The sequence below is a fragment of the Caulobacter sp. GW821-FHT11E10 genome (assembly GCF_058808375.1).
Map to the genome: position 1 here is coordinate 151,110 of NZ_JBXARP010000007.1, position 21,208 is coordinate 172,317.

17 protein-coding genes and 1 pseudogene are annotated in these 21,208 nt (G+C 69.2%); 11 read left to right on the top strand and 7 right to left on the bottom strand.

From position 1 onward, the window contains the following. Nucleotides 1-22: 22 nt before the first annotated feature. From AC1RRV_RS16195 to AC1RRV_RS16205, 3 genes are read left to right on the top strand one after another with little or no spacing between them, the layout of a single operon-like run. Nucleotides 23-847: a response regulator transcription factor gene (locus AC1RRV_RS16195; RefSeq protein ID WP_492860679.1), complete on the top strand. Its 825-nt coding sequence runs from the start codon at nt 23-25 to the stop codon at nt 845-847. Continuing rightward, a complete protein-coding gene (locus tag AC1RRV_RS16200) occupies nt 802-2,208 on the top strand; it encodes a FecR family protein (RefSeq protein ID WP_492860680.1) in 1,407 nt (468 codons plus the stop codon). Before AC1RRV_RS16195 ends, AC1RRV_RS16200 begins: the two co-directional genes overlap by 46 nt. Beyond that, entirely contained in the window at nt 2,205-4,487 is a 2,283-nt protein-coding gene (locus AC1RRV_RS16205) for a CHASE2 domain-containing protein (protein ID WP_492860681.1), read from the top strand. The genes AC1RRV_RS16200 and AC1RRV_RS16205 overlap by 4 nt, the downstream gene beginning before the upstream one ends. Here AC1RRV_RS16205 and AC1RRV_RS16210 read toward each other — a convergent pair. Further along, the gene (locus AC1RRV_RS16210) at nt 4,484-4,975 is read right to left on the bottom strand and encodes a hypothetical protein (RefSeq protein WP_492860682.1); all 492 of its coding nucleotides are present in this window, start codon (nt 4,973-4,975) and stop codon (nt 4,484-4,486) included. The two genes, AC1RRV_RS16205 and AC1RRV_RS16210, sit on opposite strands and share 4 nt — an antisense overlap. Nucleotides 4,976-5,301: 326 nt before the next feature. On the opposite strand from AC1RRV_RS16210, the gene AC1RRV_RS16215 reads away from it, so the two are divergent. The 5 genes from AC1RRV_RS16215 to AC1RRV_RS16235 all read left to right on the top strand — a co-directional run bounded on the left by AC1RRV_RS16215 (nt 5,302) and on the right by AC1RRV_RS16235 (nt 11,059). Continuing rightward, a complete protein-coding gene (locus AC1RRV_RS16215; RefSeq protein ID WP_492860683.1) occupies nt 5,302-5,823 on the top strand; it encodes an RNA polymerase sigma factor in 522 nt (173 codons plus the stop codon). Nucleotides 5,824-5,908: 85 nt separating this feature from the next. Then, nucleotides 5,909-6,886 carry a FecR family protein gene (locus AC1RRV_RS16220; protein WP_492860684.1) on the top strand — a complete coding sequence of 326 codons (978 nt, stop codon included), beginning with the start codon at nt 5,909-5,911 and terminating at the stop codon, nt 6,884-6,886. A 165-nt stretch (nt 6,887-7,051) separates the two neighbouring features. Beyond that, complete coding sequence (locus tag AC1RRV_RS16225; RefSeq protein WP_492860685.1) at nt 7,052-9,313, top strand: TonB-dependent receptor; 2,262 nt, start codon at nt 7,052-7,054, stop codon at nt 9,311-9,313. A gap of 131 nt (nt 9,314-9,444) precedes the next feature. Then, nucleotides 9,445-10,278 (top strand): glycosyltransferase family 2 protein, encoded by an 834-nt coding sequence (locus AC1RRV_RS16230; RefSeq protein ID WP_492860686.1) that lies wholly within the window; start codon nt 9,445-9,447, stop codon nt 10,276-10,278. Between the two features lie 4 nt (nt 10,279-10,282). After that, nucleotides 10,283-11,059 (top strand): polysaccharide deacetylase family protein, encoded by a 777-nt coding sequence (locus AC1RRV_RS16235; RefSeq protein WP_492860687.1) that lies wholly within the window; start codon nt 10,283-10,285, stop codon nt 11,057-11,059. A gap of 8 nt (nt 11,060-11,067) precedes the next feature. On the opposite strand, the gene AC1RRV_RS16240 is transcribed toward AC1RRV_RS16235, so the two are convergent. Together AC1RRV_RS16240 and AC1RRV_RS16245 are read right to left on the bottom strand one after the other, a co-directional pair. Next, entirely contained in the window at nt 11,068-11,193 is a 126-nt protein-coding gene (locus AC1RRV_RS16240; protein ID WP_492860688.1) for a hypothetical protein, read from the bottom strand. A gap of 92 nt (nt 11,194-11,285) precedes the next feature. Next, nucleotides 11,286-12,749 (bottom strand): protein adenylyltransferase SelO, encoded by a 1,464-nt coding sequence (locus AC1RRV_RS16245; protein ID WP_492860689.1) that lies wholly within the window; start codon nt 12,747-12,749, stop codon nt 11,286-11,288. A gap of 247 nt (nt 12,750-12,996) precedes the next feature. On the opposite strand from AC1RRV_RS16245, the gene AC1RRV_RS16250 reads away from it, so the two are divergent. From AC1RRV_RS16250 to AC1RRV_RS16260, 3 genes and pseudogenes are all read left to right on the top strand, one after another. Beyond that, complete coding sequence (locus AC1RRV_RS16250) at nt 12,997-15,513, top strand: TonB-dependent receptor (protein ID WP_492860690.1); 2,517 nt, start codon at nt 12,997-12,999, stop codon at nt 15,511-15,513. Between the two features lie 174 nt (nt 15,514-15,687). Beyond that, on the top strand, nt 15,688-18,105 hold the full coding sequence (locus AC1RRV_RS16255) for a M20/M25/M40 family metallo-hydrolase (RefSeq protein WP_492860691.1): 2,418 nt from the start codon (nt 15,688-15,690) through the stop codon (nt 18,103-18,105). Between the two features lie 35 nt (nt 18,106-18,140). Continuing rightward, a pseudogene (locus AC1RRV_RS16260) lies at nt 18,141-18,239 on the top strand (hypothetical protein); the annotation flags it as partial. 18 nt (nt 18,240-18,257) lie between these two features. On the opposite strand, the gene AC1RRV_RS16265 reads toward AC1RRV_RS16260, so the two are convergent. The 4 genes from AC1RRV_RS16265 to AC1RRV_RS16280 form a co-directional block, all read right to left on the bottom strand. Beyond that, nucleotides 18,258-20,123 (bottom strand): AMP-binding protein, encoded by a 1,866-nt coding sequence (locus tag AC1RRV_RS16265; RefSeq protein ID WP_492860692.1) that lies wholly within the window; start codon nt 20,121-20,123, stop codon nt 18,258-18,260. Between the two features lie 78 nt (nt 20,124-20,201). Next, on the bottom strand, nt 20,202-20,468 hold the full coding sequence (locus tag AC1RRV_RS16270; RefSeq protein ID WP_492860693.1) for a hypothetical protein: 267 nt from the start codon (nt 20,466-20,468) through the stop codon (nt 20,202-20,204). Continuing rightward, nucleotides 20,465-20,674 carry a hypothetical protein gene (locus tag AC1RRV_RS16275; protein WP_492860694.1) on the bottom strand — a complete coding sequence of 70 codons (210 nt, stop codon included), beginning with the start codon at nt 20,672-20,674 and terminating at the stop codon, nt 20,465-20,467. Before AC1RRV_RS16275 ends, AC1RRV_RS16270 begins: the two co-directional genes overlap by 4 nt. Before the next feature lie 137 nt (nt 20,675-20,811). Next, a complete protein-coding gene (locus AC1RRV_RS16280; protein WP_492860695.1) occupies nt 20,812-21,054 on the bottom strand; it encodes a hypothetical protein in 243 nt (80 codons plus the stop codon). Nucleotides 21,055-21,208: the final 154 nt, after the last annotated feature.

The following is a 21,208-nucleotide window of genomic DNA, read 5'->3' on the forward strand; positions in this document are numbered from 1 at the left end:
ACAGGAATGGGGCGAGGTAAGGATGGAAGGCTGGTCGCCTGCTCGTCGCCCCACCGAGAGCGAGCCGCCCGCGGCGCGCTCCGCTCCCCCGCGGAGCGCGCTTCTTCCCAAGATAAGTGACCAGATGAAAGTCGCCCTGCTCGACGACGACCAAAGCCACAACGCGCTTGTCGCCTCGGTGCTGGACCCGGCTGGTTTCGCCTGCACCAGCTTCACCACGCCGTCGCGACTGCTGGCGGAACTTCGCAAGCAGACCTTCGACCTGATCATCCTCGACTGGAACATGCCGGAGCTTTCCGGGGTCGAGACCCTGAAGCTGCTGCGCGAGGACCCCACTACGGCTCCGCCCGTGCTGCTGCTGACCAGCCGTTCGGTCGAGGCCGACCTGGTGGAAGGCCTGAACGCCGGCGCCGACGACTACATCGTCAAGCCGCTGCAGCCCCAGGTGCTGCTGGCCCGGGTCAACGCCGTCGTCCGCCGCATCCATCGCCCACCGACCCAGCCGACGACCGAGCAGCATGGCCACTACCGGCTTGATCCCGGCGCCCAGACCGCCAGCTGGAACGGCCACATCGAGACCCTGACGCCCAAGGAGTTCCAGCTGGCGTCGGTGCTGTTCAACAACCTGTCCCGGCCGCTGTCGCGCGAGTACCTGCTGCGGCGGATCTGGGGCCAGCGGCCGGATCTGGAGACCCGCACCCTGGACGCCCACGTCTCGCGCCTGCGGGCCAAGCTGCACCTGCGGCCCGCGAACGGTTTCCGACTGAGCACGGTCTATGGTTTCGGCTATCGTCTGGAGGCTTGCGACCCCGAGGCGGCGGAGACGGGCGCGGGCGGGGGAGACTAGGCATGACCAAGGCCGCGGGGGCGAGCCTCATTGTTCTGGCCAGCCTGGCGATCACCGGCCTGGCGAGTACTGGCCCGGCGGCGGCGCAAAGCGCGGCTCCGGCCGAGCCGCCGGTGGCCTATGTGATCAAGCCGGGCGACACCCTGATCGGTCTGGGCAAGGCCTATCTGAACCAGCCCGGCGACTACAGGACCGTGCAGAAGGTCAACAAGGTCCGGCAGCCGCGGCGTCTGCGGCCCGGCTCACAGCTGAACATCGACCCGAACCTGTTGAAATCGACGCCGATCGCCGCCAGCGTCTCGGCGTTCAGCGGACCGGTGCAGATCGAGACCAACGGTCAGCGCGCCCCGGCCCGGCTAGGCATGCCACTCGCCGAGGGTCAGGTCGTGATCACCGGGCCGAACGCCTTCGCCACCTTCGAGCTGGAAGACGCCTCGCGCGTCACCCTGCCCTCCAACACCCGTGTGCGCATCGCCAGGCTGCGCCAGGTGCTGATCAACAACGCACCCCAGCGGGTGTTCCAGCTGGACCAGGGCCGCGGGACCATCTCCGCCACGCCCAACGCCAATCCGGCCGGCAAGTTCGAGGTCCGCACGCCGGTCTCGGTCTCGGCCGTGCGCGGCACCGAGTTCCGGGTAGGCGCGGCCGACGATAGGGCGCAGACAGAGGTGCTGAGGGGCGCGGTCGGGGTGGACGCCGGCGCCGTGGCCACCAGCGCGCCGCCCGTTCCGGCCGGCTTCGGGGTCAGCGCCACGGCCAGCGGGGTCAGCGCGCCGGTCAAGCTGCTCGCCGCACCCAAGCTCGGGCCCGACGGCCAGAACCAGTCCGACAAGACCGTCCACTTCGCCGTCGAGCCCCTGGCCGGCGCGGCCGCCTATCGCCTGCGGCTGTCGCGCGACGCCGGCTTCGTCGACGTCTTCGCCGAGGCGACATCGGACGCCCCCACGTCCGACTTCGACGAGATGGCCAACGGCACCTATTTCGTCCGCCTCACCGCGCTCGACGCCGGCGGGCTGGAAGGCTTCCCCGCCGACTACAGCTTCGACCGCGACCTCGACACCTTGGAAACGCACGCCCCCAGCGACAGCCGCGAAGGCAAGCATCGCAAGTTCCTGTTCCGCTGGAGCTCGGCCGGCGACGGCATGCGCAACTACCGCTTCCAGCTGTTCGCCAACCCGGGTGACAAGCGTGAAGGCCCCAAGGTCCCCACGGTCGACCAGCCGGGCCTCGTCGACCCGCGCGTGACCCTGACCGACTTGCCGCCGGGGACCTATGCGTGGCGCGTGACGGCCATCCGCTTCAAGAACGGCAAGACGACCGAGAAGCTGGGCCCGCTTCAGACGCTGCAGATCGGTCAGTGACGGCCGTCGCGTCCCGGACGCCGCGCTCTTCTGGCCGGCTGCTGTCGTGGCTGCTGCTGGCGGCCCTGGCCAGCCTGGTCATGGCCGCCTTCGCTCTGCTGCCGCCCAAGCGCCTGGACAATGTGCTGTACGACGTCCTGGCCCGCGCGAGCGAACGGCCGGCCGACGCCTCGATCCTGATCGTCGACATCGACGACCGCAGCCTGGCGGCGCTGGGCGCCTGGCCCTGGTCGCGCGACCGCCACGCCCGGATGATCGACCAGCTGAGCCAGGCGGGCGCCCGGGCCATCGTCTACGACGTGCTGTTCAGCCAGGCGGGCGACCCGGTCCATGACCGCGCCCTCGCCGAGGCCGTGGCCCGCTCGGGCAAGGTCTATCTGCCCCAGTTCCTGATCGACGGCGACGCCATCAATGGTGGCGAGCGGGCCCCGCCGCGCGTGGTCGGCTCGATCCCCGAGATCGCCCAGGGCGCGGCCGCAGTCGGTCTGGCCCACGTCCGCTTCGACGACGACGGCGTCGTACGCCGCATGGCCCCGTTCGAGGCCGACGGTCCCGGCCTCAGCCCCGACCTGATGACGGTGGTCCATCGCGCCACCCGTGCGCCGGAAGCCAGGGATCCCACGCGCGGCGCCGAGCCGACCTTGCTGATCCCGTTCGCCGGCCCGCCATCGATCTATCACCATGTCAGCTTCTCCAGCGTGCTGGCCGGCGAGGTTCCGCCGTCGCTGATCGCCGGCCGCACGGTGTTCGTGGGCCTGACCGCTCCGGGCCTCGGCCCCGCCTTCCCGACACCGGTCACGCCCGATGCGGCCAGCATGACCGGCGTGCAGCTGCAGGCCAGCGTGCTGGACGGCCTGCGCAGCGGCCTGATGATCAAGCCCGCCGGACCCTGGGGCCGGGTCGCCTTCACCTTGACCCTGCTGTGGCTGCTGATGATCGGCCTGCTGGTCCTGCCGCCACGCGCCAACCTGGTTCTCCTGATCGGCCTGTGCCTGCTGGGCCTGGCCTATTCGGCGGCGATGTTCTGGCTGGGCCATGTGTGGCTGTCGCCGATCGCCACGGTGCTGGGCCTGAAGATCGTCGGCCTGATCTGGGGCTGGGGGCAGCTGGGCCGGGTCAACGACCTGCTGAGCCGCGAATTGACCCGCGTTCGCGCCATCATCCGTGGGCGGAGCGCATCCCCGAGACCCTTCGAGACCGACGTCGTCTCTCGCCAGGCCTCGAGCCTTGGCGAAGCGATCACCCGCATCGACGACCTGCGCCGGTTCTCGGCGGACGCCCTGTTCAGCCTGCCGGACGCGACGCTGGTGGCCGACGCCCGGGGCCGGGTGATCGCCGCCAACGCCGCCGCCCAGACCCTGTTCCGGCCCGCCCAGCGCCCCCTGAACGGCAGCTCGCTGGCCGACCTGATCAACGCCCTGGACCCGCTGGGCCGCCGCTTCGAGCTGGACTGGCCGCAGGAGACCGATAGCCGCGAGCCCATCGACCTGCACCTGCCCGACGGTCGCGCCTACCAGCTGCAGACGGTGTTCCGCCGCGACGAGTCGGGCGCCGGAGCGGGCTGGATCGTACGCCTGGCCGACATCTCGATCCTGACCGCCGCCATGCGCCAGCGCGAGCAGGCCCTGCAGCTGCTGACCCACGACATGCGCTCGCCCCAGACCTCGATCCTGGCCCTGCTGGCGACGACGCCCGACGCGCCGCCGGAGCTTTCCGAGCGTATCGCCGCCTACGCCAGGCGGACCCTGGCCCTGGCCGACGGCTTCGTGCAACTCGCGCGGGCCGAGGTCACGCCGGTGATCCTGGAGCCGGTCGACCTGGCCGACATCGCCGTCGAGGCCATCGACGAGGTCTGGCCGCAGTCCGCACAGCGCCGGATCAAGATCCAGCAGCTCGGCGACGACACGCCCCTGATGGTGCTGGGCGATCGCGGCGTGCTGGCCCGCACCCTGGTGAACCTGCTGGGCAATGCGGTGAAGTACGGCCCCGAGGGCTCGACGATCACCGTCACCCTTTCCGAACAGCCCTCGCCAACCGGTCCGACGGCCCATGTGGCGATCGCCGACCAAGGCCCTGGCTTTTCGCGCGAAGAAGCCGCGACCGCCTTCCGGCCGTTCCAGCGGTTCGAGCGGCCCGGCGGGGAAGCGACGGGCGGGGTCGGCCTGGGCCTGGCCTTCGTGCAGGCGGCGGTGGCGCGCCATGGCGGCGAGGTCTCGTGCCGCAGCGAACCCGGCGTCGGCGCCGAATTCACGGTGAAGCTGCCGCGCTACCTGGGCTAGTTCTTGGCTGACGGCCGCAGGGCGTCGACCAGCAGGTCGGCCACGGCGGCGGGCTCGCCCTTGCGCACCCGGATCGACGACCAGGCGATCGTCTTGCCGGCGCCGGCGTCCAGCACCGCCAGGGTCACGGTGCGGACCGGTCCCTTGCGGCTCCACGGACGCCTGACCGGCGGCTGGCTGCGCCAGGCCTTGTCGTCGAGGGTTTCCGCCGCGCTGGAGACGCCCACGGCCGGCGGCGAGACCGCCACCCCGACCTGGACCAGATAGGCCGGCACGCCTCCGACGGCGCCGCCGCCCAGCCGGCTGATCGCCTGGCTCTGGACCGCCTTGGCGAAGGCCGCGTCCGCGCCGTCGGCCTGGCTGGCGTAGGGCGCGATGGCCGCGCCACGCAGGCCCGCCACCTCACCCTGGCCCACCGCGCGTGGCGCGGCGCAGGCGGCCAGCGCCAGAAGGCCGGCCCCGGCCGCCACGAGGGTCCATCCGCGCATGATCACTCGCCCCCAAATCCCGACGACACGACGATAGCGTCGGCCAGCCTCCAGGTCACGCGAGGACCCCGCCGCGACATTTCGCCACATAAATCCGGGACCTCCGGCGGCCCCGCTCCCGCACGGCGCGAATCGAAGCCGGGCGGGGCCGGTAAAACGTCGCTATTTGAAGTTTTTAGCCCGTCTTTCCCCTCTCGCGGCCCCTCATTCGGCTCGCCTGGAAGGGGTATCGGCGGCCGCAACTATCGATCGTCTTTCCGCCAAAAAGATGGATAGTGCTGCCCGTTATGGGGTGGCGATTGGCTGACGTGGGTGAAGTTTTGAGCGTGCCGGACTCGGACAAGGCCGCGCTGCTGGGCCTGTACGAGCAGAAGCGCACCAATCTGGTGCGTTTCTTCGCCGCTCGCCTGAACTCCCGCGCCGAGGCCGAGGATCTGGTCCAGGATCTCTACATCCGGATCAGCGGCATGGAAGCGATCGGTCCTGTCGACAACCCGTCGGCCCTGCTGCACCGCATCGGTTCGAACCTGATGCTGGACCGCCTGCGCAGCCAGAAGCGCGCCGGCGCTCGCGACAACGACTGGCGCAACATCAACACCACCGTCGTGGCCGGTCGCGAGGTCACGGACGAGCCCGCGGCCGACGAGATCGTCGCCGGACGCCAGCGGCTCCAGGCGCTGGTCGAGGCCGTCCAGGACTTGCCCGAAAAGACCCGCCAGGCCTTTCAACTGCACAAGCTGGAAGGCCACAGCCACGCGGAGACCGCGCGCCGCATGAGCATCAGCGTCAGCACCGTGGAAAAGCACATCAGCTCCGCCTTAAAAACCCTGACGCGGCGGCTGCGGTGATTTATGCAGTTGCACATGGGGGACGACGCTCTTGGGCGCCGTCTACGTTCAGGGGGATGATGGATCCTCGTCGGAGCAACGCCGGATGAGCCGGTCAGCGCAACATCTGCAAGAGGCGGCCGATTGGCTGACCCGACTGCAGCGGCCGGAGGTCGATGAGACCGACTGGCTGGCGTTTGACGCCTGGCTCTGCGAGCCCGGCGCGCAGGAGGCGTATGACGCCATCCAGGCCGTCGACGAGGAAATCTTCCAGCGGGGTCCGGCCGTCCGGGGGGAACTGGCCGAACCCAAGCTCGCCGCGGCGAAGCGGGCGTTCTCGATCGACTGGCGTTGGCTGGGCGGTTTGGGGGCGACCGCCGCCGCGGTCGCTATCGCCGTGGTCGTCGCGCCGTGGGGCGAACTGCTGCCGCAGCCCGACGTGCTCTACACCACCGCCAAGGGCGAGAACCGCGCCATCCAATTGGCCGACGGCAGTCACATCGACCTGAATACCGACTCGAACCTGTCGGTGCGCCTCGACAAGGACGCCCGCCGCGTCACCGTGCACGACGGCCAGGCCCTGTTCGACGTGGCGCACGACACCAGCCGTCCGTTCCTGATCACCGTCGGCGACGAGACCGTGCGCGTGGTCGGCACCCAGTTCGACGTCCGCCGCCGCGACGGCCAGCTCAGCGTCACCGTGCTGCGCGGCCTGGTCGAGGTGTCGACCGACGGCGACGACACCCCGGTGCGCCTGCGCCCCGGCCAGATGCTGGAGCACGTCGAAGGCGCCACGGGCGTCAGCGTCCGCGCCGTGGCGGCCGAGGATCAAGTGGGCTGGCGCTCGGGCCGGCTGATCTATCGCGACCAGCCGTTGGGTCGCATCGTCAGCGACATGAACCACTATTTCGATCGGCCGCTTCGCCTCGAGGGTGAAAATACGGCCAGCCTGCGGTTCTCCGGCGTATTGATCGTGGATGGCCAGGATGCGATGGTTCGCCGCCTGACCAGCCTCATGCCGATTTCGGCGACGCCGAGCGATGATTCAATTGTCCTGCGCGGAAGGCCGTCCGCTCCGCATTGACGTTCTTGAGCAGGCCCGACCCTGAGTCGGGCTTCAATTCTTTTCGCCGCCAGTATTCTGGGTCTTGGCGTCAGCGGACAGAACGCAACCGCCGCTGAAACGCGTGCGCGCCTCGATATTCGCAAGACCACCGCCGCCGAGACCCTGATCGAGCTGGGCGTCCGCATGGGCGTCAGCATCGGCGGCGTCGAGGCCTGCAAGGGCTCGGGCGTTCCCCTGGTCGGGACCTTCGACCTGACGGAAGCCCTGGACCGCGCCAGCCAGGGCAAGGGCTGCGCCTACGTCCTCGTCGACTCGCGCACCGTCCGCTTCTCAGCCGCGCGGCCGCCCGCGCCGGCGCGTCCGGTGATCGTCGCGCGGCCCGCCGTCGCGACGCCCGAGCCGATCGCCCCGCTCGCGCCCCTGATCATCAGCGCCGGCAAGCGTCCGCCGCGCCTGGGCAGCCTGCCCGGCGGGGTTAGCGTCATCGGCTCGCCGCAGCTCCAGGACATTGGAGTGACGGAGACCGCCTCGGTGGCCCGCCAGACGGCCGGCTTCATCACCACCAATCTTGGCGCGGCGCGGAACAAGATCCTGCTGCGCGGCCTGTCGGACGGCACCTTCACGGGCCGGACCCAGTCCACGGTCGGAACCTATCTCGACGAGCTCCCCGTCAACTACAACGCGCCCGATCCCGACCTGCGCCTGATCGATGTCGACCGGGTTGAAGTTCTTCGCGGCCCGCAAGGCGCGCTCTATGGCGGCGGCTCGCTGAGCGGCATCTACCGCATCGTTACCCGTCAGCCCGAATTGGGCCGCTACGCCGCTTCGCTCAGCGCGACAGCGGCCGACACCCACTCCGGCTCCTCCAGTTACAGCCTTGAGGGCGTGGCCAATCTCCCCGTCGGCGATCGCTCGGCTTTGCGCGGCGCGTTCTTCTACGACGTGGATGGCGGCTACCTGGACGACGTGAACCTGCGCCTCTCCAACGTCGACCGGACAATCCGCCGGGGCGGCCGCGCGGCGTTGCGGGTCGATCTGAACGATGGCTGGCAGGTAAAGCTGGGGGTCACCAGCCGCAGCATCACCTCGAAGGACACTCAGTACGTCACCCTGACAGCGGGCGGCCCCCGCCGCGCGAACCAGGTCCGCGAGACCCACAACAATCATCTGAGCCTGGCGTCACTGAAGATCAGCGGGGTGGGCGATTGGGGTGAATTCGAATCCGTCACCGGCTACGTGACCCACGACTACGCCAGCCGCTACGACGCGACCCTGTCCCTGACCGAGTTCTCCGAAGAGGGCGTGGAGCTGGGCCTCTACGACGAGGCCGCCCGCATGCGGATGTTGATCGAGGACGCCATCTACACCGCCCCAGCGATCGGTCGCCTCCGCTTTATGGTCGGCGCCTTCCTGGCCACCAGCATCGAGGAGGGCGACGCCGAGCTGCGCGCCACCACCACCAGCAACGTCACTCGCAACGTCTATGACGAGGACCGCAAGGACCGGCTGAACGAATACGCCCTGTATGGCGAGGCCACCTACGATCTCGGCGGCGGCTGGAAGGCGGCGCTGGGCGGGCGGGGCTTCAAGACCACCATCCACACGCGCTCCTACGTGCTGGCGCCCGCGCCCGGCCAGTCACGAGACCTGGACCGCGAGGCCTCGTTCAGCGGCTTCTCGCCGAAAGTCTCGCTGCAACGCGACCTGGCGGGCGGCGGCATGATCTACGCCCTGACCTCGGAGGGCTATCGCGCCGGCGGCTTCAACTCGGGGGGCCTGACCATCCCGACCGAGACACGCCGGGTCTTCCGGCCCGACCATCTGCGCAACTACGAGATCGGGACCACGCTGAATCCGTGGGGCGGACGCGTGAACCTGCGCGCGGCGCTGTTCTACGACGACTGGCGCAACATCCAGACCGACCAGTATTTCCCGTCGGGCCTGTCCTACACCGCCAATATCGGCGACGGCCGCAACCGGGGCCTGGAGATCGAGGCCGCCTGGCGGGTGACGCCGCGGCTGACGATCAGCGGCAACACCCTGTTCAACGAGCCCAAGCTGACCCGCATCGCGCCCGGCTTCGGCATCGCCGCCACCGCCAGCCTGCCGGGCGTGCCGGACGTCTCGTTCGGCAGCCTCGTGACCTATCAACGCCCGGTGACGGCCAACGCCACCCTGATGCTGACGGCCGAGACCGGCTACATCGGCGAGTCCCGCCTGACCTTCGACCCGCGCTACTCGCCGTCGATGGGCGGCTACTACACCGGCAAGCTGTCCGCCCAGCTGATGACCGACCGCTGGCGCGCCGCCCTGTTCGTCAGCAACCCCTGGAACAGCTCCAGCGACACCTTCGCCTACGGCAATCCATTCAGCTTCGGCCAGGTGCGCCAGGTGACACCGCAACGACCGCGTACGTGGAGCCTGGCCCTGTCGGCCAACTTCTAGTCGTCGTAGCCGCAACTTTGTTTCAAAACCTACACATTTCCTCGCCGGTAGGCGGAGGGCGGGACCAGCTCGCGGCGTCATAGCTTCGAGGGCGACCGCGGGGGCGTGGCCGCTCCATCGGGGATTTCGTGATGGTCAAGCTTTCGGCGCTGATCTGCGCTCACAACGAGGAGCAGCGCCTGCACGCCTGCCTGTCGGCGCTCTCGTTCTGCGACGAGATCGTCGTGGTCGCCGACCGCTGCAATGACGGCACCGAGACCGTGGCCCGCCAGTACGGCGCCCGCGTCGTGTCGGGCATCTTCCCGATCGAAGGCCCGCGCAAGCACGCCGGCATCGCCCGCTGCACCGGCGACTGGATCCTGGAGCTGGACGCGGACGAAGGCGTCACCCCCGCCTTCGCCGAAGAGATCCGCGAGACCATCGAGCGCGCCGACGCCGCCGACTGGTACCAGATCCCGATCGACAACTATGTCGGCGATCAACTGGTCCGCCACGGCTGGGGCGGTTCTTTCGGCACCTCGTCAGCGGCGCGCCTGTTCCGGCGCGGCCACAAGTCGTGGAAGGCCGAGCGCGTCCATCCGGGCGCCAAGCTGGAAGGCCGTTTCGGCGGCCGCCTGAACACGCCCATCGCGCACATGGTCGACGAGGACATCGCCGACATGTTCGCGCGCCTGTCCCGCTACACCGCCCTGCGTGGCCAGGATCTGGCCGACACCGGCAAGATCAAGAGCCTGGCCGACGACAGCTTCCGCGGCGTGCGCCGGTTCTTCAAGTGCTACGTCTCGCGCAAGGGCTACACCGAAGGCGACCTCGGCTTCCTGATCTCGCTGATGGCCGGCCTCTATCCGATCCTGTCGAACCTGCGGGCCCGCGAGATCCTCCGCAATCGCGCCCGCCAGAACGAGATCGCGCGGCGGGCCCCCACCCCGCTGCCCCTGCGTCGCGCCGAGGTCGCCGCTCAGTAAGTCCGTGATCTCGCGCCTGCCCCTCGCCTTTCGTCTGGTCCTGGGTCCCGAGCTGCGGCTCTGGACCCAGGCCGGCCACGCGCCCGTGATCTGGTGGCGCGACGACGACGCGCGCGCGCCGACGGACGCCCTGGACCGCCTGCTGACCCTGGCCCACCTCTACCAGGCGCCGCTGACCCTGGCGGCCATCGCCGGGCCCAACCTGGCGCAGCTGGTGCGCCGCATCGAGGCCGAGCCGGGGGTCGAGATCGCCGTCCACGGCTTCCAGCACGTCAACCGCCAGCCCGAGGGCCAGGGTTTTGGCGAGATCACCGAGAGCGACAGCGTCGATTGGGTCCGCGCCCAGCTGCGCGCCACGGTCCAGGCCTTCCACCGGGCCGGCGCCGCGCCGATCCTGTTCACGCCGCCGTGGAACAATCTGGCGCCCCAGCTGCTGGCGGCCGCGCCCGACACGTCGATCACGGCGGTGTCGTGCTTCGACGAGACCAGCACGATCACGAACGGCGTCGTCAGGCTGGACGCCCATCTCGATGTCCTGCGCTGGAAGGGCGGCGGGCGGTTCCGGGGGACGTGGAAGTTCCTGTCGCGCATGCGGCGGCTGATGGCCGAGCGCCGTCTGGCCGGCCGCTGGGACGAGCCGATCGGCCTGCTGACCCACCACCTGGATCACGACCGGGCGACCTGGCTGTTCCTGGAAAACTTCCTGATGGCGTTCCGCGTCAGCTCGCGCCGCCGACTGGTGCGCGAAGTCCTGGCCCAGCCCGCCGCGCTCAGCGCCTAGCCGGCGCCTTAGGCCGGTTCGGGACGGTCCCGCAGGCACTCGCTGATGGCGCGGGCGCAGCCCGGAATCCCAAGGGCGCCGACGAAGGACATCGCCACAGCGCAAACCAGCATGATCGGTTGGAAGAAGCGCATAGGTTCGGTCTCCACGCGGCGTCGTCTGGAGGCAGTGTGCCGCAGTTGTAAGACGGAACCTTGACGGTTGTTCCGCGCCCGAACGAAAAAATTCAGAACGCGGCTTTTTTGTTTTCGGTCCGGCCAAGCTGATAGGCCGCTCGGGCCGCCTCGATCAGGCCGAGCTTGGCGTTCAGCGGGCTCCAGTCGTCATGCTCGGCGATCGGCGCCCACAGCGATTCGACCTCTTCGATGAGCAGTTCCTCCGGCTCGTCGCGCTGGAAGACCGGGTCGGCCAGGCGCTCGGGGCGCTCCGGCTCGAAGCCGGCCAGCTGGCGGCGGAAAGCCCGGAAGGTCTCGGTGTCGTAGAGCGCCGCGCGCGGACCGGCCAGGGCGCGCTTCTCAGAGGCCTCACCGCCGAACCAGTCGAAGAAGAACGGCTCCCAGCGCAGGGCGTCGCCGCCCTCGGCCAGGGCGCGGAAAGCGGCGTTGACCAGCTCGACGTCCGTGTCCGGATCGCGGCCCTTCAGGCCCAGGCGATCCAGCATCGCGGACCGCAGCGCGTCTCGATAGGTGTCGGTGAAGCCGTTCAGCGCCGAGAGCAGGCCGGCTTGGTCGGTGACCAGGGTCAGGCAGGCGGCCAGCTGCTGCAGGTTCCAGAACACGGCCTCGGGCTGGCGGCCGAAGCTGTAGAGGCCCTGATGGTCGAAATAGGCGGCCGTGAAGTTGGGATCGTTGCGCGGCAGGAAGCGCCAGGGTCCGTAGTCGAAGCTCTCGCCCGTCACGACCATGTTGTCGGTATTGAGCACGCCGTGGACGAAGCCCGCCGCCATCCAGCGCGACAGCAGGTGAGCGCTGGCGGCCACCGTCGCCTCCAACAGCGCCGCCGGCCGGTCGGCCACGTCGGCCAGGTGCGGAAAGTAGGTCTCGATCACATGGTCGACCAGCTCGACGATCAGATCGCGGCGGTCGAAATAGGCCAGGCGCTGGAACGTGCCGAAGCGGATGTGGCTGTGCGACAGCCGGGTCAGCACCGCAGAACGAGTCGGGCTGGGCTCATCGCCGCGCGTCAGGGCCTCGCCGGTCTCGACCAGGGAGAACGCTCGGGAGGTTGGGACGCCCAGGGCCTCCAGCTGGCTGGCGGCCAGGATCTCGCGCACCCCACCTTTCAGAGTGAGGCGGCCGTCGCCCGAGCGCGACCACGGCGTCTGGCCCGAGCCCTTGGTGGCCAGGTCCAGCAGGCGGCCACTCTCGCTTGAGGTACTGGCCTCCTCGCGCAGCTGGGCGAACAGGAAGCCGCGCCCATCGCCCAGGTCGGGGTTGTAAACGCGGAACTGGTGGCCGTGATAGCGCATGGCCAGCGGGATCGGCTGGTTGTCGGGCAACGGCTCGAAGCGGCCGAAATGATGGAGCCAGGCCTCATCGCTCAGGCCGTCGAGGCCCACGGTCGCCGCCGCGCGATCGTTCCGGAACCGGAGGATGGTCTCGGGAAAGTCGGCCGCCTCGACCGGATCGGCGAAGTCGCGGCCCAAGGCTTGGAAGCGCGGGTCGGGGCGATAGGCGGACGAGAGGCTCATGGGTCGCCAAATGAGACCCACCCACGGCCCGCGCAAGCCCCTTTCGAATATCGATAACGGTGTTAGGCCCCTGTCGCTTCCTGGCAACAGACCCCCTCAGAACCTTTCCACCGCAAGGGATTTCGCTTGCCGATATCTGACCCGGCGCCTAACCCTTGGCCATCCATTCGAACAACCGTTCGACCGGAACAACGAAAAACGAGCCGCGGGCGGGCAAGCGCTTACGGCCAACAAACCGAGGTAGGAAATGCGCTTTACCCAGGTGCTTTGCGGCACTGCGTCCGCTGTTGTCCTCGCCGGTCTTGGCGCCACGAGCGCCGCGCAGGCTCAAACGAGCGATCAACAAACCGTCGACAGCATCATCGTCACCGCCCAGAAGCGGGAACAGAACCTGCAGGACGTTCCGGTGGTGGTCACCGCCGTCGGCGCCAAGCTGCTGCAGGACACGGGCATCAAGGACATCAAGGATCTGACGATCCTGACCCCCGGCCTGACCGTGACCTCGACCTCGTCGGAGGCCTCCACGACGGCCCGCGTGCGTGGTGTCGGTACGGTCGGCGACAACCCCGGCCTGGAAAGCTCGGTCGGCGTCGTGATCGACGGCGTCTACCGCCCCCGCAACGGCGTCGGCTTCGGCGACCTGGGCGAGATGGAGCGCATCGAAGTCCTGAAGGGCCCGCAGGGCACCCTGTTCGGCAAGAACACCTCGGCCGGCGTCATCAATGTGGTGACCAAGGAGCCGGAGTTCGGCTTCGGCGCCAACGCCGAGGTCACCCTGGGCAACTATGACGCCCACGGCGTCTCGGCCTCGGTCACCGGTCCGCTGATGGGCGACAAGCTGGCCGGCCGCCTCTATGTGGCCGCCCGCGAGCGCGACGGCTACAACGACGTGATCACCGGCAATGGTCCGTCCAAGCGCACTCAGGACGCCGACCAGAACTTCTATACCGTCCGCGGCCAACTGCTGTTCGTGCCGGACGACACCGCCACCTTCCGCGTCATCGCCGACTACAGCCGCCGCGACGAGAACTGCTGCGGCGCCGTGCAGATCCGCACCGGCCCGACCGCCGGTATCCTCGCCCTGGTTTCCGGCCAGCCCGCGCCGCTGGCCATGACCGCCGATCCGTTCAACCGCGTCGCCTATTCGAACCGCGGCGCCCCGGCCAAGATCGAGGACAAGGGCATTTCGCTGACCGGCGATATCGACCTGCCGTTCGGCACGCTGACCAGCGTCTCGGCCATCCGCCAGTGGCGCACCGACAACGGCCAGGACGCCGATTTCAGCCTCGCCGACCTCGCCTATCGCAACAAGGACGGCACCAACTACTCGCAGTTCACGACCTTCAGCCAGGAACTGCGCCTGGCGGGCAAGACCGACAAGTTCGACTGGCTGGTCGGCGCCTTCCTGGCCGATGAGCGTCTCGAGACCCGCGCCAACTTCCTCTATGGCAACGACTACGAGCAGTATCTGGGCCGTCTGCTGTCGCGCTCGGTCGCCAATCCGGCGGGCGTCGCCAACTTCGTCTCGGCCCTGACCGGCCGCGCGCCGAACACGACCTTCACGCCGGGCCAGGGCCTGTATGACCGCTACGACCAGCGGGCCACCACGATCGCCCTGTTCACCAACGACACCTGGCACGTGACCGACGCGTTCGAGATCACCGCCGGCCTGCGCTACACGGCGGAAGAAAAGAAGCTCGACACCTTCCAGACGCTCAGCGACGGCGGCGTCGGCTGCGGCACGGCCCTGTCGCCGGCCGGCCAGGCCCGCATCGCCGGCATCGTCGGCGCGGCCGCCACCCCGACCATCATCGGCAACCTCTGCCTGCCCTGGGCCAACCCGCTGTTCAACGGCCGCGGCACCAACCAGTCGCGGTCGGACAAGGAATGGAGCGGCACGCTCAAGGCCTCGTACCGCTTCTCGCCGGAGGTCTTCACCTACGTCTCGGCCGCCCGCGGCTATAAGGGCGGCGGCTTCAACCTGGACCGCACCCAGTCGTCGAACGGCCTGCCTTCGGGCGCGTCGGGCGTGACGCCGATCTTCGACACCTCGTTCCCGGCCGAGTTCGTCGACAGCTACGAAGTCGGCGTGAAGAACACCCTGTTCAACCGCACGGTCCTGTTCAACGTCAGCCTCTTCCAGCAGAAGTTCACCGACTTCCAGCTGAACACCTTCCTGGGCACCTCGTTCGTGGTCCGCTCGATCCCGGAAGTGAAGTCGTCCGGCGTCGACGCCGACTTCATGTGGTTCACGCCGGTGCGCGGCCTGGTCGTCCAGAGCGGCTTCACCTATGCCGACACCAAGTACGGCAAGCAGCCGATCCCGAACGATCCGGGCAACGCCCTGGCCCTGCTGCCGGGCAGCAACCTGTCCCTGGCCCCGAAGTACTCGGCCTCGGGCTCGATGACCTACGAGACCCCGGTCGGCGACAATCTGAAGGCCCGTTTCAACCTCGGCGCCAAGTACTCGTCCTCGTACAATACGGGGTCGGACCTGTTCCCGCCGAAGATGCAGAAGGCCTTCACCGTCGTGAACGGCCGCGTCGGTATCGGCTCGGCGGACGAGCGCTGGACCGTCGAGCTCTGGGGTCAGAACCTGTTCAACGAGAAGTACATGCAGGTCGCCTTCAACGGCACGCTGCAGGGCTCCTCGGGCCTCAGCGCCACGCAGGCGACCTACAGCCCCGCGCTTGACACCATCACTTACGACGCTTTCCTGGGCGCGCCGCGTACGTACGGTGTGACCCTGCGCTCGAAGTTCTAGCCGGGAGGGGGACCGGCGGGGCCAGCCGCTCCGCCGCTTTCGGAAGAAGGGAAGGGCGATCCGGGCGACCGGGTCGCCCTTTTCCTTGAGCGGAACAATTCGACAGGGCTTTCCGATCGGGCCGCATCACCTCAGCATGCCTCCGGGGATTCTCTCTGAACCGGAGGCACGCCGATGAAGACGATCCGCTTCCTTGGATTCTGGATCTGCTTGGTTGTCGGCCTGGCCCTGGGAACCTGGAGCCAGAGGCCGCCCGCCCCGGTTCCGGTCAGCGCGTCAGCGAACGACTTCTCGGCCGATCGGGCCATGACCGACGTCGTCGCCATCGCCCAGAGACCGCATCCCACCGGCTCGGCCGAGATCGCCAAGGTCCGCGACCATCTGCTGGCGCGGATCGGCGAGCTGGGCCTGGAGGTCTCGGTCCGCCCCGGCGAGGGCTTCCGGCCCTATTCCAAGGACGGCCGGGTGCTGGGCGTGGCGGCGGTGCAAAACGTGGTCGGGGTGCTGCCAGGCAAGGACCGCGACCTGCCGGCCATCCTGGTGATGAGCCACTATGACTCGGTCCACAACTCCCCCGGCGCCGCCGACGACGCGACCGGCGCGGCCGCCGCCCTGGAGATCGCCCGCGCCCTGAAAGCCGATGGGCCCCACGCCCGCGACGTGATCTTCCTGTTCACCGACGCCGAAGAGCCGGGCCTGCTGGGCGCCGACGCCTTCTTCGCCCGCGACCCGACGCTGGAGCGGGTCGGCCTGGTCGTGAACATGGAGGCCCGCGGCGACGCCGGCCGCGCCGCGATGTTCCAGACCGGCCCCGGCAACGGCGCCTTGATCAGCGTCTTCGCCCGCGCGGCCAAGGGTCCGTCGGCCAATTCGATGGCCTCGACGGTCTATGAGAAAATGCCCAACGACACCGACTTCACCCACGCGGTGAAGAAGGGTCTGCCTGGACTGAACCTCGCCTTCATCGACGACCAGTTGGCCTATCACACGCCCCTGGCGCGGCCCGACCACCTGGAGCGCGGCAGCCTGCAGCACCTCGGCGACCAGGCCCTGCCGACCATCCGCGCCCTGGCCGACGCCACCGAACTGCCGGCCAAGACGCAGAACGCCATCTATTCCGACGTGCTGGGCCTTTTGCTGATCAGCTACCCGCCAGTCATCGGCTGGGTGCTGCTGGGGCTCGCCGCCGCCCTGATCCTGTTCACCGCCTGGCGCACCGTGAGCCTGGGCGCGGCCAGCGGCTGGGAGATCGCCCGGGGCGTCGCCGGCCTGCTGCTGCTGGCCGTGACCGCCGCCCTGGTGCTGCACCTGGCCGGCCGGCTGCTGAGCATCACCGACGTCCAGCGCTACTACGGCGTGCTGACCCGCTTCGACCACCTGCTGTGGGGCGCGGGGCTACTGGCTGTCGCCGCCGGCCTGGGCGTCGCCACGGCCCAGGCGCGAGGGGCCAAGCGGATCATTCCCTGCGTCGTCGCCCTGGCCCTGGGCGGCGCCTGCAGCCTGATCGGCGGCTTCGACCCCATCGGCCTGGGCCTGGGCGTCGCCGCCTGCGTCCTGGCCGCCCTGGCCCTGGGTTTCAAGACCGAGGCGCTGGGCGCCTGGATCGGCGGGCTGATCGTGCTGCTGATCCTGGCCGTCACCGCCCAGGTCGTGGCGCCCGGCGCGACGGTGATGCTGACCTGGCCGCTGCTGGTCGCCGCCCTCGGCGCGGCCTTGGTGATCGGCGTCGGCGGAACGCGGAACAAGCGCGTGGCGCTCGCTTTGACCTTCGCTGTCGGCCTCCTGGCCACGCTGTCGGTCGCCCAGCTGACCGCCTGGGGATCCTGGACCTTCGCCGGCGTCGGCATGATGGAGCCGGCGATCCTGGCCCTGTTCGCCATGCTGGCGGCCCCAGCCCTGTCGCCCCTGGCCCACGACTTCGCCGCCACCCGCTGGGCCTGGCGCGCCGCCGGCCTGCTGGCCCTGGTCGGCGTCGCCCTGGTCGCCAACACCGCCCGCCCAGGCGGCGAGCCCGGCCGTCCGGCCATCACCCAGGCCCTGCACCTGGCCGACCTCTCGACCGGCAAGGCCTGGCGCGTCGCCGAGCAGGCCAATCTCGACGCCTGGACCCAGGCCGTGCTGCCGGACGACGGCGGCGCCGCGCCGAAGAAGCAGGCGCTGGCGCCGTTCTGGCGCGAGCCGGTCTGGATGTCGGAGGCCCGCGCCGTCCCGGTCGCCGCGCCGCAGTTGACCGTCGATCGCACGGAGGATCGCCTGTTGATCCGCCTGATCCCCGCCCCCGGCGCCGAGCTGGTCGCCATCCGTCTGCGCCCCAGCGCCGAGCTCAGCGCCCCGCGCCTGAACGGCCGACCGATCGCCCTGAAGACCGAGGCCGGCAAATGGTCCGGCGTAACCTATCACGCCCCCGATCCCAACGGCGTGACCCTGAGCTTCACGGCCCCCGGGACCGGCAAGCTCGAGGTCGCGGCGCTGGAATATCACGAAGGCTGGCCGCAGATGGCCAAGGCTCCGCCCGCCAAGCCGGCTGGCCTGATGGCCTTCGGGATGTCGGACAAGACCGCTGTGCTGGTGCGGGGCGGGTTGGGCTGGTGAGGGATGCACCTCTCTAGGCGCAAGAGTTAGGTCGTCATCCCGGCCGCAGCGAAGCGGAGAGCCGGGACCCAGGGGCAGCCGCACTGCATTGGCCCCTGGGTCCCGGATCGGCCCTGAGGGCCGTCCGGGATGACGAGAGAATTGGTAGCGTTCTAAACGGAAAACACCCCCTCGCCCGGCGTCTTGGCGTACAGCGCCTCGACCCGTGCGGCCCGGCGATCCAGGGTGCAGCGCTGGTTCACATAGCCCTTGTCGGTGATCTCGCCCGCGTCGATCGAGGGCGGTTCGGTCAGGATGGTGAAGCGGCCCACCCGGCGCGACGATCCGCCGGCCCCGGCGTTGAAGGCGCCCAACCGTTCGCGCAGGATCGCCACCAGCTTGTCCAGCGGCGTCCCCGGTCCAGTGTCAGCGACCAGAGCCGCCAGTCCGGCCGGCGAAGGCCACAGCATCGCGCCGATGAACGGCTTGTCCTGGCCGGTGATCACCGCGTCGTGGATGTAGGGGCTGCAGGCGGCCACCAGGTCGGGACGCAGCACGCCGACGCTGACCCAGGTGCCGCTGTCCAGCTTGAAGTCCTCGGTCACCCGGCCGTCGAACACCAGGCCCTTGGCCGGGTCGTCCGGATCGACGAACCGCGCCGCGTCGCCCAGCTTGTAGAAGCCCTCCTCGTCGAAGGCCGCCGCCGTCCGCTCCGGATCCTTGTGGTAGCCGGCCGCCACGGTCGGGCCCTTGACCCGGACCTCGTACTTGGACCCGCTGGGCGCCAGCTTCAGCTGGATACCCGGCAAGGGCAGGCCGACCAGGCCGACGCGCTCGGTGATCCAGTGGGTGACCGTGATGCCTTGAGTCTCGGTCGCGCCGTACATGGTGGTCAGCGGGATGCGCTGGCCGGTCTCGGCCACCGCCAGGGCCTGGATGCGGTCATAGACGTCGTTCGACAGGGTCGCGCCGCCATAGCCCATGTAGCGCAGGTTCTTGAAGAACGAGGCCCGCAGGACCGGGTCGTTCTCCATCGCCTCGGCCAGCATCGAGAACGCGATCGGGGCCGAGCCGAACACGATCGGCGAGACCTCATAGAGGTTCTTGATCGTCGTCTCGAACATGCCCGGCAGCGGCTTGCCCTCGTCGATGTGCAAGGTGCCGCCAGCCCACAGCACGCCGTTGAAGCCGATATTGCCGGCTGAGATGTGGCTCCAGGGCATCCACTCCAGGCTCTGGGGAATCTCGCCCGGCGTGGGGGTGTCGGTGCGGATGCCTTCCTGGCCAGCGATCACCCCGGCCATCATGCCGTGGGTCTGAGGCACGGCCTTGGGCAGGCCGGTCGAGCCGGAGGTGAACAGGTACTTGGCCACGGTCGCCGGGCCGAGCGTTTCGCGCGACGCCTCGACGGCCGAGGTCGGCTCGGTTCCGGCCACCTCGGCGAAGCTGATCGTCCCTTCGGCGCCGTCCGCGGTGATCACCGCGATGGTCGGGTCGATGGCCCTCAGGGTCTCCAGCGCCTTGGCGAACATCGCCCCGCTCTGGGCGAAGACGACGCGTGGAGCGACCTTGTCGAAGCAGTGCTTGAGCTTGGCGTGGTCGGTCGAGATCAGGCTATAGGCCGGGCTGATCGGCGCGGCCGGCGCGCCGGCAGTGTAGGCGCCCAGGGTCATCAGGGCGTGCTCGATCGAATTGCCCGACAGGATCATGACGCTGTCGCTGGCGCCCAGCCCCCGGTCCAGCAGCCATTGGGCGACGCCCTCTATGCTCCGCAGGGCCTGGCCGTAGGTGATCTGGCGCCAGGGGCCGTGGCCCGGCTCGCGCTGCTTGATGTAGGGCCGGTCGGGATGCTCGGCGGCCTTGCGGGCGATCAGGTGGGCGATCGAGCGCGGACCTTCGCCGGGCGCGTGGTTCGAGGTGATGACCATCGAGCCGTCGGGGCGCCGGTCGACGGTGACGTCGGGCCCCTTCATGGCCAGCGGCTTGAACGGAACGCTGGAAACGTCGCGCGAAGGCGACGCGCCGTCCGGCGGCGTCATGGTCCCACTCCCTCGGTCTGTTCTGTTGGACTGACGGTAGCGGAAGGCCGGCGCGCGGCAAGGTTGCCGTTGGGGAGGCTAGCTCGCTCCGGACTGATCCAGAACGCTGGCGACCACGCCGCCTTCCATGACCCGCACGCCGAGGAAGTGCATCTGGCCGCCCAGATAGCTGATCTGCTCCAGCGGAACACTGTCGTCCCGCCGCAGCCGGCGACCGTCATTGAGCGTCAGGCGCAGGGTCATCTTGCCGGCGGGCGCGCCGCCGGCGATCGCGGCTTCGATCTCGCCCCGGAACTGGACGGCGGGCGACAGCAGCGGCTTGGGTTTGGCGACGACCTTGGTCATGGGCGAGCCCAGAAGCCGTGTTCGCCGGTGACGCGGATCTGGCAGGCTCGACCGGAGTCCTGCAGGGTCCGGGCCCGGCGATGAGCGGCGGCCTTGGCGACCTCTTTGTCAGCGGACTGGCCGAAATAATCGCCGTCCTGCTCGACGCTCCACCCACCTTCACGACGCATGACGGTGAGGACTGTACGGTCGGTAATTTCACGCATGTGTGATGATTAGCACAAAATTAGAATCGCCGCCCGGTTAAATATTTACCGGCTCTTTCCAGCGGTTTTTCTTTGGCGCTCGAAATATGTCGGCCTGCGAATTCGAAGCGAGAACCAGAGCGATTTTTGAGCCCCGCCTAGAAGAACTCTTCACCGGCCCCGACGCAGCGCGCGGACCAGGTTTCACCGCGCCATTTCACCTCGATAACGACGAAGTCCTTGCAGTGACAGCCGGCCTGGCCGCCGATCGTGCAGACGTCTCCCCGCACCAGCGGACGGCCTGAGCGCGCCGAGATCGTCACCTCCAAGGCCCGCGCCGACCAGCCATAGACGATCTGGTAGTCGTGCGGTCCGAACAGCTGTTCAGCGAAGGCGGGCATGGGCCGGGACCATGCGCCTCCCGCCCCCACAAAGCGAGCGCCGTTCATCGAACGCGCGCCAAGCGGGGCCAGCCGTGTTAATCTCTCGCCGCTCATGTCGACCTGGCGGCTTTCCCAGGCGCCCGAGGGCCTGGCCCTCGCCGATCGGCGGCTT

What these genes read in the sequence shown, in the direction of transcription:
- AC1RRV_RS16220 (WP_492860684.1), top strand. Translation starts at nt 5,909, where the DNA reads ATGAGCCGGTCAGCGCAACATCTGCAAGAGGCGGCCGATTGGCTGACC.
- AC1RRV_RS16230 (WP_492860686.1), top strand. Translation starts at nt 9,445, where the DNA reads ATGGTCAAGCTTTCGGCGCTGATCTGCGCTCACAACGAGGAGCAGCGC.
- AC1RRV_RS16250 (WP_492860690.1), top strand. Translation starts at nt 12,997, where the DNA reads ATGCGCTTTACCCAGGTGCTTTGCGGCACTGCGTCCGCTGTTGTCCTC.
- AC1RRV_RS16210 (WP_492860682.1), bottom strand. Translation starts at nt 4,975, where the DNA reads ATGCGCGGATGGACCCTCGTGGCGGCCGGGGCCGGCCTTCTGGCGCTG.
- AC1RRV_RS16240 (WP_492860688.1), bottom strand. Translation starts at nt 11,193, where the DNA reads ATGCGCTTCTTCCAACCGATCATGCTGGTTTGCGCTGTGGCGATGTCC.
- AC1RRV_RS16195 (WP_492860679.1), top strand. Translation starts at nt 23, where the DNA reads ATGGAAGGCTGGTCGCCTGCTCGTCGCCCCACCGAGAGCGAGCCGCCC.
- AC1RRV_RS16280 (WP_492860695.1), bottom strand. Translation starts at nt 21,054, where the DNA reads ATGCCCGCCTTCGCTGAACAGCTGTTCGGACCGCACGACTACCAGATC.
- AC1RRV_RS16255 (WP_492860691.1), top strand. Translation starts at nt 15,688, where the DNA reads ATGAAGACGATCCGCTTCCTTGGATTCTGGATCTGCTTGGTTGTCGGC.
- AC1RRV_RS16245 (WP_492860689.1), bottom strand. Translation starts at nt 12,749, where the DNA reads ATGAGCCTCTCGTCCGCCTATCGCCCCGACCCGCGCTTCCAAGCCTTG.
- AC1RRV_RS16225 (WP_492860685.1), top strand. Translation starts at nt 7,052, where the DNA reads ATGGGCGTCAGCATCGGCGGCGTCGAGGCCTGCAAGGGCTCGGGCGTT.
- AC1RRV_RS16265 (WP_492860692.1), bottom strand. Translation starts at nt 20,123, where the DNA reads ATGACGCCGCCGGACGGCGCGTCGCCTTCGCGCGACGTTTCCAGCGTT.
- AC1RRV_RS16275 (WP_492860694.1), bottom strand. Translation starts at nt 20,674, where the DNA reads ATGCGTGAAATTACCGACCGTACAGTCCTCACCGTCATGCGTCGTGAA.
- AC1RRV_RS16270 (WP_492860693.1), bottom strand. Translation starts at nt 20,468, where the DNA reads ATGACCAAGGTCGTCGCCAAACCCAAGCCGCTGCTGTCGCCCGCCGTC.